Raw genomic sequence first — 12275 nt, forward strand, 5'->3', positions numbered from 1 at the left:
TTTTAAGACGCGTGAGCCTGGCTCCGCGCATTGGTGAGGACTGACTTATGACTCTTATTCTTCAGCCGGGCTCCGTGCCGCTTTCGACCCTCGAAACCATCTACTGGACCGGTGAGCCAGCACGGCTAGATCCCTCGTTCGACAAGGGCATAGAGAAGGCCGCAGCCCGCATCGCCGAGATCGCCGCCGGCAATGCGCCGGTCTACGGCATCAACACCGGCTTCGGCAAGCTGGCGAGCATCAAGATCGACGCCGCCGACGTTGCCACCCTCCAGCGCAACCTGATCCTCTCCCATTGCTGCGGCGTCGGCCAGCCGCTCGCTGAGAACATCGTCCGCCTGATCATGGCGCTGAAGCTGGTCTCGCTCGGTCGCGGCGCATCCGGCACGCGGATCGAGCTCGTCCGCCTGATCGAGGGCATGCTCGACAAGGGCGTCATCCCGGTCATCCCGGAAAAGGGCTCCGTCGGCGCCTCCGGCGATCTTGCGCCACTGGCCCATATGGCAGCGGTGATGATGGGCGAAGGCGAAGCCTTCTACAACGGCGAACAGCTTGCCGGCCGCACCGCTTTGGAGCGCGCTGGCCTGACGCCGGTCGTGCTGGCCGCCAAGGAGGGTTTGGCGCTGATCAACGGCACGCAGGTCTCGACGGCCCTGGCGCTGGCCGGTCTCTTCCGCGCTCACCGTGCTGCCCAGTCCGCCCTGATCACCGGCGCGCTCTCGACCGACGCCGCCATGGGTTCCTCGGCACCGTTCCATCCGGATATCCATACGCTGCGCGGCCATAAGGGCCAGATCGACGCCGCCGCTGCCCTGCGCGGCCTGCTCAAGGGCTCGGTCATCCGCGAAAGCCATATCGAAGGTGACGAACGGGTTCAGGATCCCTATTGCATCCGCTGCCAGCCGCAGGTCGATGGCGCTTGCCTCGATCTGCTGCGCTCGGTTGCCCGCACGCTCGAAATCGAAGCCAATGCCGTCACCGACAATCCGCTGGTGCTGTCTGATAATTCCGTCGTCTCCGGCGGCAATTTCCATGCTGAACCCGTCGCTTTTGCCGCCGACCAGATCGCGCTTGCCGTCTGCGAAATCGGCGCCATCTCGCAACGCCGGATCGCGCTTCTGGTCGATCCGGCCCTCTCCTACGGCCTGCCGGCATTCCTGGCCAAGAAGCCGGGCCTCAACTCCGGCCTGATGATCGCCGAAGTCACCTCGGCAGCGCTGATGTCGGAAAACAAGCAGATGTCGCACCCGGCCTCCGTAGATTCCACCCCGACCTCCGCCAACCAGGAAGACCATGTTTCCATGGCCTGCCACGGCGCCCGCCGCCTTCTGCAGATGACCGACAACCTCTTTTCCATCATCGGCATCGAGGCGCTGACGGCGGCGCAGGGCATCGACTTCCGCAGCCCGCTGACCACCAGCCCGGAACTGCGCAACGCTATCGCCGCTATCCGCTCCGTCGTCCCGACATTGGAAGTCGACCGCTATATGGCTGACGATCTCAAGGCGGCAAGCGACCTCGTCGCCACCGGCGCCCTGAACGCCGCAGTTTCCACCGCCATTCTTCCCGTTCTGGAGGCTTGAATGAGCATTTTTGAAGTCAAGCAGGGCTCATCACCCGTCATTCTCGGCTTTCCTCACACCGGCACCGACGTTCCGCCGGCGATCTGGGAGCGGCTCAACGACAACGGCCGCATTCTCGCCGACACCGACTGGCATATCCATCATCTCTATGATGGTTTGCTGCCGGAGGTGACAACGGTCCGCGCCACGTTCCATCGCTACGTCATCGACGCTAACCGCGACCCGGAAGGCGTCAGCCTCTATCCCGGCCAGAACACAACCGGGCTCATTCCGGGCACCGATTTCGACGGCGTCCCGATCTGGAAGGATGGCGAAGAGCCGACTGAAGCCGATATCGCCGCACGGCTTGCCGACTTTCACGCACCCTATCACGCCGCACTTGCAGCCGAGATCGAGCGTGTAAAAGCAATCCATGGCGTCGCCGTACTCTACGACTGCCATTCGATCCGGTCGGACATTCCGTTCCTGTTTGAGGGCACATTGCCCGATTTCAACATCGGCACCGATAGCGGCAAGACCTGCGATCAAACTATCCAGGACGCAACCGTCGATATCGTTTTGAACGCGGAGGGCTACACCAGCATTCTCAACGGCCGCTTCAAGGGCGGCTGGACGACGCGTCACTATGGCAGGCCGGAAACCGGCGCGCACGCAATCCAGATGGAGCTGGCGCAATCCACCCATCTCACCACCGAGACACCGCCCTTCGCCTATGACGAAGCCAAGGCGGTCAAGCTTCGCATTCACCTGAAAAACATTCTTACGCGCATCGAAACAGCAGCGCTGACATTGGCACACACGAAAAGGGGAACCAAATGACTAATCCTCGTCACAATATCCGCGACGTCCGCGCCGCCCGCGGCACCGAACTGACCGCGAAATCCTGGATGACCGAAGCGCCGCTTCGCATGCTGATGAACAATCTCGATCCGGAAGTGGCCGAGAACCCGCACGAACTGGTCGTCTATGGCGGCATCGGCCGCGCTGCCCGCACCTGGGCCGACTTCGACAAGATCGTCGCGACGCTGCGCGACCTCAATGAAGACGAAACGCTGATGGTGCAATCCGGCAAGCCGGTTGGCGTCTTCCGCACCCACAAGGATGCGCCGCGCGTTCTGATCGCCAACTCCAACCTCGTGCCGCACTGGGCGACCTGGGATCATTTCAACGAGCTGGATAAAAAGGGTCTCGCCATGTACGGCCAGATGACCGCCGGTTCGTGGATCTATATCGGCTCGCAGGGCATCGTGCAGGGCACCTACGAAACCTTCGTCGAAGCCGGCCGCCAGCACTACAACGGCGACCTCAAGGGCAAGTGGGTTCTGACCGGCGGTCTCGGCGGCATGGGCGGCGCCCAGCCGCTCGCCGCCGTCATGGCCGGAGCCTGCTGCCTCGCCGTCGAATGCAATCCCGACTCGATCGATTTCCGCCTGCGCACCCGCTACGTCGATGCCCGTGCCGAAACGCTCGATGAAGCGATGGAAATGATCGAGCGCTGGACTGCTGCCGGCGAGGCGAAGTCCGTCGGCCTGCTCGGCAACTGCGCCGACATCCTGCCGGAAATGGTTCGCCGCGGCATCCGCCCGGACATGGTGACCGATCAGACCTCGGCCCACGACCCGATCAACGGCTACCTGCCGAAGGGCTGGACGATGGGAGAGTGGAAGGAAAAGCGCGAAAGCGATCCGAAGGCCGTCGAAAAGGCCGCGCGCGCCTCGATGCGCGAACATGTCGAGGCGATGATCGCCTTCCAGGACATGGGCATCCCGACCTTCGACTACGGCAACAACATCCGGCAGGTTGCCAAGGAAGAGGGCCTTGAAAACGCCTTCGCCTTCCCGGGTTTCGTCCCGGCCTATATCCGCCCGCTGTTCTGCCGCGGCATCGGCCCGTTCCGCTGGGCAGCGCTCTCCGGCGATCCGGAAGATATCCGCAAGACGGATGCAAAGGTCAAGGAACTAACCCCCGGCAACAAGCACCTGCACAACTGGCTCGACATGGCCGCCGAGCGCATCGCCTTCCAGGGCCTGCCCGCACGCATCTGCTGGGTTGGTCTCGGTGACCGTCACCGCCTCGGCCTCGCCTTCAACGAGATGGTCAGGACCGGCGAACTCTCCGCCCCGGTCGTCATCGGCCGCGACCACCTCGACTCAGGTTCCGTGGCCTCGCCGAACCGCGAGACCGAAGCGATGAAGGACGGCTCGGACGCCGTGTCCGACTGGCCATTGCTCAACGCGCTGCTCAACACCGCATCGGGCGCCACCTGGGTATCGCTGCACCATGGCGGCGGCGTCGGCATGGGCTTCTCGCAGCATTCGGGCGTGGTCATCTGCGCCGATGGTACCGACGATGCTGCCCGCCGCCTGGAGCGCGTCCTTTGGAACGACCCCGCAACCGGCGTCATGCGCCACGCCGATGCGGGTTACGAGATTGCCGTCGATTGCGCCAAGGAAAAGGGTCTGCGGCTGCCGGGAATTCTCGGGAACTGAGGCTTAGACCGGCGGATATTTTGGGAGACCAGGATATCGAAGAACGACATCGTCTACAGTGATCAACGGGACCCCTTCGATAATTGACTGAGCAATCAGGATTCGATCGAAGGGGTCTTTGTGGAGCAACGGTAAACCTGCAATGGCGATTGCGTGCTCGCTGTTGATCGGCAGTTCAATGTATCCATTTTCGAGGAGGCGATAGCGCAGAACAAAAGGATCGGTCCGAAAATCGTCACGACCGAGCCCGTGCTTTATCGCCGTTTCCCAGATACTGGCGGGGCTGAACAGAAGCTCATTAGCAGCATCTTCGATAAGACGCCTGATACCGCTGGGGAGCAGATCGATATCGCCCGCAGCCCAGATCAGGATGTGTGTATCGAGCAGAAGTCTCATCAGTCTTTGGATTTGTCGGGGTTGCCGTAGAACATCTCTTCGATTTCATCAGCCATCATCGTATCGAAATCATCCGGTATGATGATTTCGCCTTTCATGAAACCGATCCGCCGTTTTTTCGGCGTGTCGGCTTCTTCCAGCGGCACCAGCTTCCCGATCGGCTTTCCGGCCTTGGCAATGATGAAGGATTCGCCTTTCGACACCTTCTCCATCAGGCGTGAGAGATGTGTCTTCGCTTCGTGTATATTGACGGTTTCCATCATCGCCCTCCATCGGACTTAGTCCATTAAACTTAGTTTACTTCATCGAGGTTTACAATGTCCGACACGCGGCAACCCAACCACAACCGTCCGCTGGTTTTAAAAGCCGACAGCCATCGGCGAATGCCCTGGAAAAATGGCGGTGGTGAAACCGTGGAGATCGCGGTGTTTCCACAGCAGGCCGACCTTGCCGGTTTCGGATGGCGCGTCAGCATGGCAACGGTGGCGACTGACGGCCCGTTTTCCGTATTCGCCGGGATAGACCGCACCCTGTCCATCCTCCAGGGAGAAGGCATGGAACTGGATATTGAAGGAAGGACACCGGTCGTACTGACGCAGGCATCACGACCGCTCGCCTTTCCGGCCGATGCATCGACGTCCGCCCGGTTGGTATCGGGCACTATCGTCGATCTGAACGTCATGACCCGGCGTGGACAATGGACGCATCAGGTCGAGCGGCGGACATTCGAGGGGCAGCACCATCTGGATGCCGAGGGCGGCGTCACGATGCTTCTGTCGCTTGGCAATCTGCGGATAGAGACCGGAGATCATGCCGAAGAACTCGGCCGGCTCGATTGCGCGATCCTCGACGGCGTTGTCCTGATCACCTCCGACATGCCGACAGAAGCTTACCTTATCCGCATCGCCGCGAGCTGAGACCTACGCCCTGCGGGCCAGATGGCCAAGCACATGGCAGATCAGACGACCGACGACGGTCGCGGTCATATTGTTGATATCGTTCTTCGGCTGGAACTCGACAATCGAAAAACCGGCAAGCGTGCGACCGGCCATGGCCGAAGCAATCAGCTCCGTCACTTCATCCAGCCATAGACCACCGGGCGACAGCGCATTGACGCCCGGGCAGATCGACGGATCAAGCGCATCGACGTCGATATGGATGAGCAGCGCACCATCGCGTGGAATAACATCTGCGATTGCCGCCATGCCGCCTGCCCGCACTTGCCGCACCGTGACCAGCCGTGCCCCCCAGGCCCTCGCCGCCTCCACCTCTTCCCGCCGCGCGCTACCGACAGCGCGGATGCCGACCTGGGTCATGGACCGGACGAAAGGAAGCTCCGAGGCTCGCCGCATCGTGCTGGAATAACCGAGCGTCTCGTCGCCGATACGATCGCGCCAATCGATATGGGCGTCTATCTGGAGGATGTGCAGAGCATCGACATCGGCAAGTCCGCGCACGAAGGGGATGGCGGCCGAATCGTCACCGCCGATGAGAACCGGGATTGCTCCCGTCGCTCGGATGTCTCGCGTGACCGTTTCAACCGCCGCACGATTGCCAGCATTGTCATCCGGTTTCGTCACGACATCGCCGAGATCGACCACTTCCAAGGCGCCGTCGTTCAACAAAGGACCATCAAAATCGAAATCCCAATGGTCGAGATGCACGGAGGCAGCGGTGATTGCGCGGCGAACTGCGCCCGGCGCAGATACACCGGACATGTCGTGAATGCTGCCGGGATATGCCGTTCCGTGTACGGCACCAAAAATCGCGACGGAACCCGCGTGGGCTTCGCTCGCGGCTGGCAGGTCAAAGAAGGTTTCTGGCGCGGGCACAAGCTTGTCGGTCATGTTCAAGCCGCCCGCGCGACCAAAAACCGGCCCATGGCGTCAAACGAGAAGGCACCAATCGGCAAATCCGTGCCACCATCCAGCGCCAGATCAGCCAGAATCTCGCCGACAACGCTGGTGAACTTGAAGCCATGCCCGGAACAGGGAGACGCCACGACGATGCGCTTGTCGCCGGGCAGCAGGTCGATAAGGAAATCCTCGCTCGGCAGCATCGTATAGCGACAGGTCGTGGACCGGACGCGAAGCCCGGCGGCGGCCGGAAGACGGCGCTGGATAAAACTGTCGAGCAGATCGGTATCGCGGTCATTGACCGGCGGATTGAGCTGGTTCGGGTCGATCGGCTCGCGAAAATGCGCGTGACGGCCGACCTTGACCCCATCGACGCCGATGGCTGGAAAACCGAAAAAGGAGCCGTTCTCGCCTTCGTCGCGGATGAACACCGGCATGCGCTGCGGCATGGTGAGGAAACCATCGGTCGGCTGGTACCATGCAACGACCTGCTTGATCGGCACCGCATGATCGCGCAGCGCAGGCACCAGTTCACCGATCCAGGAACCGGTCGCGACGATAATCTTGCTGGCGCTGTAACGCCCGGTATCGGAAACGATGATGACGCCATCATCGCCCGGCTCTATCGCCGTGACCTTTTCGCCGAAATGCAGCGCTGCACCATCGGCAGCGGCAAGCTTGAGATGGCCCATGACCGCTACTTCGGGGCGCAGATAGCCGCCCTGCGGATCGAGCAAGGCGACTTCGTCGTCATCCAGCGAAAACACCGGAAAACGGCAGCGCATCTCGTCCGGGCTCAAGGTCTCCAGCGGCAGATTGTGCAGCGCGCAACTTTTCTTCGTGCCGCTGACGATCTTGCTGTCCGGCTTGCCGATCTGGAGAACCCCGGTGATCGTCAGCACCTCCTCACGCAGCCGTGCTTCGAGCGTCCGCCAGTTGGCGTAGGCGCGCTGCAGCAGCGGCACATAGGAGGGATCCTCGAAATAACCGAGCCGGATCAGCCGGCTGTCGCCATGCGAGGAACTGAGCGCATGGGCGGGGTAGTAGGCGTCGATACCGATCGTCTTGACGCCCCGCGCAGCCAGATGCGCGATGGCAGCACTGCCCATGGCGCCGAGGCCGACAACAGCAACGTCGAAATGGGCAGTCATGGTCATATCCTCTCGGAAATTTCAGATGCGGGGTGGCGGCGATGCGCGCAGCAGTTCGCATGCCTTTTCCAGATCCCAGCCGAGCGGCCGGTCGTCGGCATAGGTTGGCACGGCGGCGCGGATATGGTGATAGAGTACATTGGTACCCTTTGCCCGTGGCGCGACACTGGCTTTGAAATCCAGCGCCTGCGCCGCGGCGGCAAATTCGATGCCCAGAATCTGTTCGGCATTGCCGATGACCGCCAGCAACTTGTTGGCCGCGGCCGTCGGATGCCCGAGGAAATCCTCCTGCAGTGCCGATGTGATACCGCCATCAAGGCTTGCCGGTGCGCCAAGCCGTCGGTTTTCCGCGGCAAGGGCCGCAGCCGTATATTGCGCGATCATGAAGCCGGACCCCGCGCCCGGATCAACCGCCAGGAAAGGCGGAAGCCCGCTCACCAGCGGATTGACCAATCGGTCTATGCGACGCTCGCTCATCGCCGAAATCTGGGCAATGGAGATGGCAAGGCTATCGAGCGCTTGTCCGAGAGCAGGTGCAACGGCGTGCGCCTCCGACGAGACGATTGGCGCTTCCGGCGTGCCGGAGACTGCCGGGTTGTCGGTCACGGAAGCCAATTCCTGATCGACAATCGAGCCGGCGAATTCGAACACATCCCAGCCCGCGCCATGCGCATGGGGAACCGAACGAAGACTTAAAGCATCCTGCGTCCGGGCTCCCTTGGCAGCCTCGATCAGACCGCTTCCCGCAAGGCGCTCACGCAGCGTCTTACCGACCCTCTCAATTCCTTTTGACTTGCGCAGAGCAAGCACCGGTGCATCGAAGGCCGTCATCTGGCCGCCAAGCGCTTCGATGGTCAGCGCCACGATGGCATCGGCCCAGTCCAGCAACCGCTCGACCCTCACCAAGGCCACCACGCCGAGCCCCGTGGAGCAGGCCGTGCCGTTGACGAGGCTGAGGCCTTCCTTGGCCTGCAGCACCAGCGGTTTTATGCCGAGTGTCTTCAAAGCCTCTGCGCCGGTGAACGACTTTCCCTTCAGCCGCGCCCTGCCCTCACCGATCAACACCAGCGCGATATGGGCGTTGTGGATGAGATAGCCGGCCGAGCCCTTGGATGGCACCTCGGGAATGCAATCCTCGCGAAGGAACGCCTGCAAAGTCTCGACGATGGCCGGACGGACGCCGGAGTGCCCGTGCGAGAAATTGGCGATCTGCGCCGCAATGATAGCGCGAACCTCCCGGCGGTCCAGCAACGGACCGACACCGCAGGCATGGCTGAGGATGATGTTGCGCGACAGGCGGTTTTGCGAGGGTCGATCGACGACCGTATCGGCCAGCGCACCGACGCCAGTATTGATGCCATAGGCGCGAACGCCGCTTTCGACAATCGCCGAGACGATGCGGCTGGCCGTCTCGACCCGGTGAGACGCTTCAGCGGATAACAAAAGATTTGCACCTTCGGCAACCGCCGCCGCGGCGCGCCAGTCGAGCGCCGCTTCGAGCGTGATATCCTGCACGTGTCAGCCTCCGAAATTGCCGATGAATTGGCGGAAACTGGCCGATCCGCCCTGGCCGAACAGATCATCCGGCGTACCGTCGCTGTCGATTTCGCCGGACTTCATGAAAATCACCCGGTTGGACACATTGCGGGCAAAGCTCATCTCGTGAGTGACGACCAGCATCGTCATGCCCTCTTCGGCAAGCGAGCGCATGACGCGCAGCACTTCGCCGACAAGTTCCGGGTCGAGCGCGGATGTCGGCTCATCGAACAACATCACCTTCGGCTTCATCGCCAGCGAACGGGCAATCGCTGCGCGCTGTTGCTGGCCGCCGGACAGATGCGCCGGATAGGCATGGCGTTTTTCCGCGATACCGACTTTTTCCAGCAGCGCTTCCGCCTCGGCAATGCATTCGGCGCGGGCACGCTTCAGCACATGCACCGGACCTTCAATGACGTTTTCGAGGATCGTCATGTGGGACCAGAGATTGAAGGACTGGAAGACCATGCCGAGTTCCGAGCGGATACGATCCACCTGGCGGCGATTGGACGGGACGTTCTTTCCACCGCGTTGCTGCATCTGAATGAGTTCGCCATCGACGGAAATCTCGCCGTGGTCGGCGATTTCCAGAAGGTTGATACAGCGCAGGAAGGTCGATTTTCCCGAGCCGCTGGCGCCGAGCAGCGAAATGACATCGCCGTCGCGCGCCTCAAGCGAAATGCCGCGCAAGACCTCATGCGTGCCGAAACTTTTGCGGATGTTGCGGACGGAAAGCCGGGTTGTACCTGCCATGGTCGTTCCAGTCTGGTTGAGGGGCGTCGGGTTCATCGCTGCGGCACCGGAAAGAGAGGCGCGGCGCGGCGGTGTGGAGTCAACTTGTATTCGAGCAGGGACATGGCCTGCAGGATCAGGAAATTCAGAAGCAAGTAGATGATGGCGGCACAGAGGAAGACTTCCATCGTGCGATAGGTCTGGGCGATCAGCCGCTGGGCGACGCCGGTCACTTCCCAGACCGTCACCAGGCTGGCAAGCGCCGTCGATTTCACCATCATCACCACTTCCGTCGAATAGGCCGGAAGCGCATGGCGGAAGGCGATAGGGGCAAGGATGCGGCGCGTCAACAGGAAGCCGGACATGCCGATCGACCGCGCGGCCTCGATTTCTTTGGCGGGGATGGCCCGCAGGCCGAAGCGGAAGATTTCGGCGGAATAACCGGCCGTGCAGAGCGCCAGCGACAGCACTGCGCAGACGAAAGGTTCGCGCAGCGCCGGCCACAGGAAGCTGTAGCGAATAAAGCCGAATTGCCCGAGGCCGTAGAAGATCAGGAACATCTGGATCAGCAATGGCGAGCCACGGAAGATGAAGATGTAGCCCTTGGCAAAATTGCGGGCGGCGGCATTGCCGCTGACGCGCATCCAGACGATGACGAGCGCCAGTATGCCGCCGAAGAAGACAGAAAGGGCAAAAAGTGCCAGCGTCATCGGCAAGGCTGCCAGCAACGTCTTCATGGTCGAGATCATGAAATCGATGTCCATCGTGCGTCTCCTAGGCCTGGCCGAGACTGGTCGGCATGCTGCGATTGGCGCGTTTTTCGGCGCTGGTGAAAATGCGGTCCGAGAAGCTGGTCAGGATCAGGTAGAGGCATCCGCCAACGATGAAGAACAGGAAGTGCTGACGCGTCGAACCGGCGGCGACCTGGCTGGTGCGCATCAGGTCGGCAAGCCCTGTTACCGAAACCAACGCCGAATCCTTGAGGCTGAGCTGCCAGACATTGCCGATGCCGGGAATGGCGAAACGAAACACCTGCGGCCCGATGATGCGGCGGAAGCGCAGGCTCCGGTTCATGCCGATCGCCTGTGCCGCTTCCAGTTCGCCCTTGGGGATGGCAAGGTAGGCGCCACGAAACACTTCGGCCTGATAGGCGCCGGAGATGATGCCAACCGCAAGGGCGCCGGCGGCAAAGGACGGAAGGCCGAGAAAGCCCTCATAGCCCATCGCCGTGCCGATGGCGGTGACCGCGCTCGATCCGCCGAAATAGACGAGATATATGATCAGCAGTTCAGGAACGCCGCGGAAGACGGTCGTGTAAGTGCCGCCGATCGTCCTCAATATCCTGCTGCCCGACAGCTTCGCCCAGGCGACCAGCGAGCCGAGAATGGCGCCGATCAGGAGTGCCACGGCGGTAACGCAGAGCGTCATCAATGCTGCCACCAGAAGCAGCCCGCCCCAGCCGGTGGGGCCAAATCCGATCATTTGAAGTAATGCCATGCCGCAGGCGCCCCGTCGTTTCCGGCCAAGCCGGCTTCCCGAACCTCAGATGGATATGGCAGGCCGCACCGATGAAGAGCGGTCCGTCATCACAAGTGTGCCCGCCGTTCGCAAAATAGCAAGCGGCGGGCGACCTAGAGATTAGGGAGTAACGTCGGTCTTGAACCACTTCATCGACAGGGTCTTGATCGTGCCGTCGGCGAGAGCGGCCTCGATAGCCTTGTTGAACATGTCGCGCAGGTCGGTATCGGCCTGACGGATGCCAAGGCCTTCGCCGCTGCCGAAGATCGTGCCGCCGATTTCAGGGCCGGTGAAGCCGAGAGTTCCGTTGGACTTTTCAAAGGCGGAGATCAGGTAGACGGCATCGTCGAAGACGAGATCGATACGGCCGGTTTCGAGATCGAGGTCGCGCTCGGCGCCGGTCTTGTATTCGCGCACGGTCGCAACATCGCCGAAGTTGTCATAGATGAACTTCGAATAGACGGTAGCCGCCTGGATGCCGATGGTTTTGCCGGCGAAGGCTGCCTTCATCGCGTCGACTTCCTTGACGCCGGTCGCACCCGGATCGAGTTTGACGACAGTGCCGGTGCCGGCAGCATTGGCCAGCGGGCCATCCTTGAGCGTCGCGAAAGCGGCGTGCGTATGGGCATATGGGATGGTGAAGTCGATGATCTTCTTGCGCTCTTCGGTGATCGACAGGGCATCCATGATCACATCGAACTTGCCGGCGTTGAGCGCCGGGATCATGCCGTCCCAATCGGAGGCGACGAGCGTGCACTCGACCTTCATATGGTCGCAGAGATATTTGGCCAGCTCCGGCTCGAAACCGCCGAGCGTGCCGTCCGGGTTGGTCAGGTTCCACGGCGCATAGGCGCCTTCGAGCGTGATGGTGACGGTCTTCCAGTCCTTGGCCTGCGCCATTGGAGCAGCAAGGGTTGCACATGCGATGGCGCCAGCCATCAAAAGTTTGGTCAGGTTCATGTTCAGGTTCCTCTGAGGATTTATCTTCAACAACGTCCGCCGATCTTGCGCCGG

13 protein-coding genes are annotated in these 12275 nt (G+C 61.6%); 4 read left to right on the plus strand and 9 right to left on the minus strand.

Annotation, left to right across the window (positions count from 1 at the left end):
- Positions 1 to 47 precede the first annotated feature (47 nt).
- Genes hutH through hutU form a run of 3 tightly spaced genes read left to right on the plus strand, consistent with a single transcriptional unit; the run spans position 48 to position 4072 of the window.
- A complete protein-coding gene (hutH, locus tag J2Z75_RS13730; protein ID WP_209853215.1) occupies positions 48 to 1583 on the plus strand; it encodes a histidine ammonia-lyase in 1536 nt (511 codons plus the stop codon).
- Positions 1584 to 2402: an N-formylglutamate deformylase gene (hutG, locus tag J2Z75_RS13735; RefSeq protein WP_209853217.1), complete on the plus strand. Its 819-nt coding sequence runs from the start codon at positions 1584 to 1586 to the stop codon at positions 2400 to 2402.
- On the plus strand, positions 2399 to 4072 hold the full coding sequence (gene hutU, locus J2Z75_RS13740) for a urocanate hydratase (protein ID WP_209853219.1): 1674 nt from the start codon (positions 2399 to 2401) through the stop codon (positions 4070 to 4072). Before hutG ends, hutU begins: the two co-directional genes overlap by 4 nt.
- Positions 4073 to 4075: 3 nt before the next feature.
- On the opposite strand, the gene J2Z75_RS13745 is transcribed toward hutU, so the two are convergent.
- Both J2Z75_RS13745 and J2Z75_RS13750 read right to left on the minus strand, forming a co-directional pair.
- Entirely contained in the window at positions 4076 to 4468 is a 393-nt protein-coding gene (locus J2Z75_RS13745) for a type II toxin-antitoxin system VapC family toxin (RefSeq protein ID WP_209853221.1), read from the minus strand.
- Positions 4468 to 4728, minus strand: coding sequence for a type II toxin-antitoxin system Phd/YefM family antitoxin (locus tag J2Z75_RS13750; protein WP_209853223.1), 261 nt, complete (start codon positions 4726 to 4728; stop codon positions 4468 to 4470). Before J2Z75_RS13750 ends, J2Z75_RS13745 begins: the two co-directional genes overlap by 1 nt.
- 57 nt (positions 4729 to 4785) lie before the next feature.
- Between J2Z75_RS13750 and J2Z75_RS13755 the strand changes: the two genes are divergently transcribed.
- Positions 4786 to 5385 (plus strand): HutD/Ves family protein, encoded by a 600-nt coding sequence (locus tag J2Z75_RS13755; protein ID WP_234937325.1) that lies wholly within the window; start codon positions 4786 to 4788, stop codon positions 5383 to 5385.
- A 3-nt stretch (positions 5386 to 5388) separates the two neighbouring features.
- On the opposite strand, the gene J2Z75_RS13760 is transcribed toward J2Z75_RS13755, so the two are convergent.
- From J2Z75_RS13760 to J2Z75_RS13790, 7 genes are all read right to left on the minus strand, one after another.
- A complete protein-coding gene (locus J2Z75_RS13760; protein WP_209853225.1) occupies positions 5389 to 6315 on the minus strand; it encodes an arginase family protein in 927 nt (308 codons plus the stop codon).
- A gap of 2 nt (positions 6316 to 6317) precedes the next feature.
- Positions 6318 to 7475, minus strand: a complete 1158-nt coding sequence (gene solA / locus J2Z75_RS13765) for an N-methyl-L-tryptophan oxidase (protein ID WP_209853228.1) — start codon at positions 7473 to 7475, stop codon at positions 6318 to 6320.
- 21 nt (positions 7476 to 7496) lie between these two features.
- Entirely contained in the window at positions 7497 to 8990 is a 1494-nt protein-coding gene (locus tag J2Z75_RS13770; RefSeq protein ID WP_209853229.1) for an HAL/PAL/TAL family ammonia-lyase, read from the minus strand.
- Between the two features lie 3 nt (positions 8991 to 8993).
- Positions 8994 to 9764, minus strand: a complete 771-nt coding sequence (locus tag J2Z75_RS13775) for an ABC transporter ATP-binding protein (protein ID WP_209853231.1) — start codon at positions 9762 to 9764, stop codon at positions 8994 to 8996.
- Between the two features lie 32 nt (positions 9765 to 9796).
- Positions 9797 to 10507: an ABC transporter permease gene (locus J2Z75_RS13780; protein WP_209853233.1), complete on the minus strand. Its 711-nt coding sequence runs from the start codon at positions 10505 to 10507 to the stop codon at positions 9797 to 9799.
- Between the two features lie 10 nt (positions 10508 to 10517).
- Entirely contained in the window at positions 10518 to 11240 is a 723-nt protein-coding gene (locus J2Z75_RS13785) for an ABC transporter permease (protein ID WP_209853235.1), read from the minus strand.
- A 141-nt stretch (positions 11241 to 11381) separates the two neighbouring features.
- Positions 11382 to 12221 carry a transporter substrate-binding domain-containing protein gene (locus J2Z75_RS13790; protein WP_209853243.1) on the minus strand — a complete coding sequence of 280 codons (840 nt, stop codon included), beginning with the start codon at positions 12219 to 12221 and terminating at the stop codon, positions 11382 to 11384.
- Positions 12222 to 12275 lie beyond the last annotated feature (54 nt).

Origin of the sequence: Rhizobium herbae (genome assembly GCF_017873135.1) — a bacterium.
Classification (GTDB): Bacteria; Pseudomonadota; Alphaproteobacteria; order Rhizobiales; family Rhizobiaceae; genus Pararhizobium; species Pararhizobium herbae.

Bases quoted from the DNA above. Each gene is read 5' to 3' on its own strand.
- hutH (WP_209853215.1), top strand. From the start codon at position 48: ATGACTCTTATTCTTCAGCCGGGCTCCGTGCCGCTTTCGACCCTCGAA.
- hutG (WP_209853217.1), top strand. From the start codon at position 1,584: ATGAGCATTTTTGAAGTCAAGCAGGGCTCATCACCCGTCATTCTCGGC.
- hutU (WP_209853219.1), top strand. From the start codon at position 2,399: ATGACTAATCCTCGTCACAATATCCGCGACGTCCGCGCCGCCCGCGGC.
- J2Z75_RS13745 (WP_209853221.1), bottom strand. From the start codon at position 4,468: ATGAGACTTCTGCTCGATACACACATCCTGATCTGGGCTGCGGGCGAT.
- J2Z75_RS13750 (WP_209853223.1), bottom strand. From the start codon at position 4,728: ATGGAAACCGTCAATATACACGAAGCGAAGACACATCTCTCACGCCTG.
- J2Z75_RS13755 (WP_234937325.1), top strand. From the start codon at position 4,786: ATGTCCGACACGCGGCAACCCAACCACAACCGTCCGCTGGTTTTAAAA.
- J2Z75_RS13760 (WP_209853225.1), bottom strand. From the start codon at position 6,315: ATGACCGACAAGCTTGTGCCCGCGCCAGAAACCTTCTTTGACCTGCCA.
- solA (WP_209853228.1), bottom strand. From the start codon at position 7,475: ATGACTGCCCATTTCGACGTTGCTGTTGTCGGCCTCGGCGCCATGGGC.
- J2Z75_RS13775 (WP_209853231.1), bottom strand. From the start codon at position 9,764: ATGGCAGGTACAACCCGGCTTTCCGTCCGCAACATCCGCAAAAGTTTC.
- J2Z75_RS13780 (WP_209853233.1), bottom strand. From the start codon at position 10,507: ATGGACATCGATTTCATGATCTCGACCATGAAGACGTTGCTGGCAGCC.
- J2Z75_RS13785 (WP_209853235.1), bottom strand. From the start codon at position 11,240: ATGGCATTACTTCAAATGATCGGATTTGGCCCCACCGGCTGGGGCGGG.
- J2Z75_RS13790 (WP_209853243.1), bottom strand. From the start codon at position 12,221: ATGAACCTGACCAAACTTTTGATGGCTGGCGCCATCGCATGTGCAACC.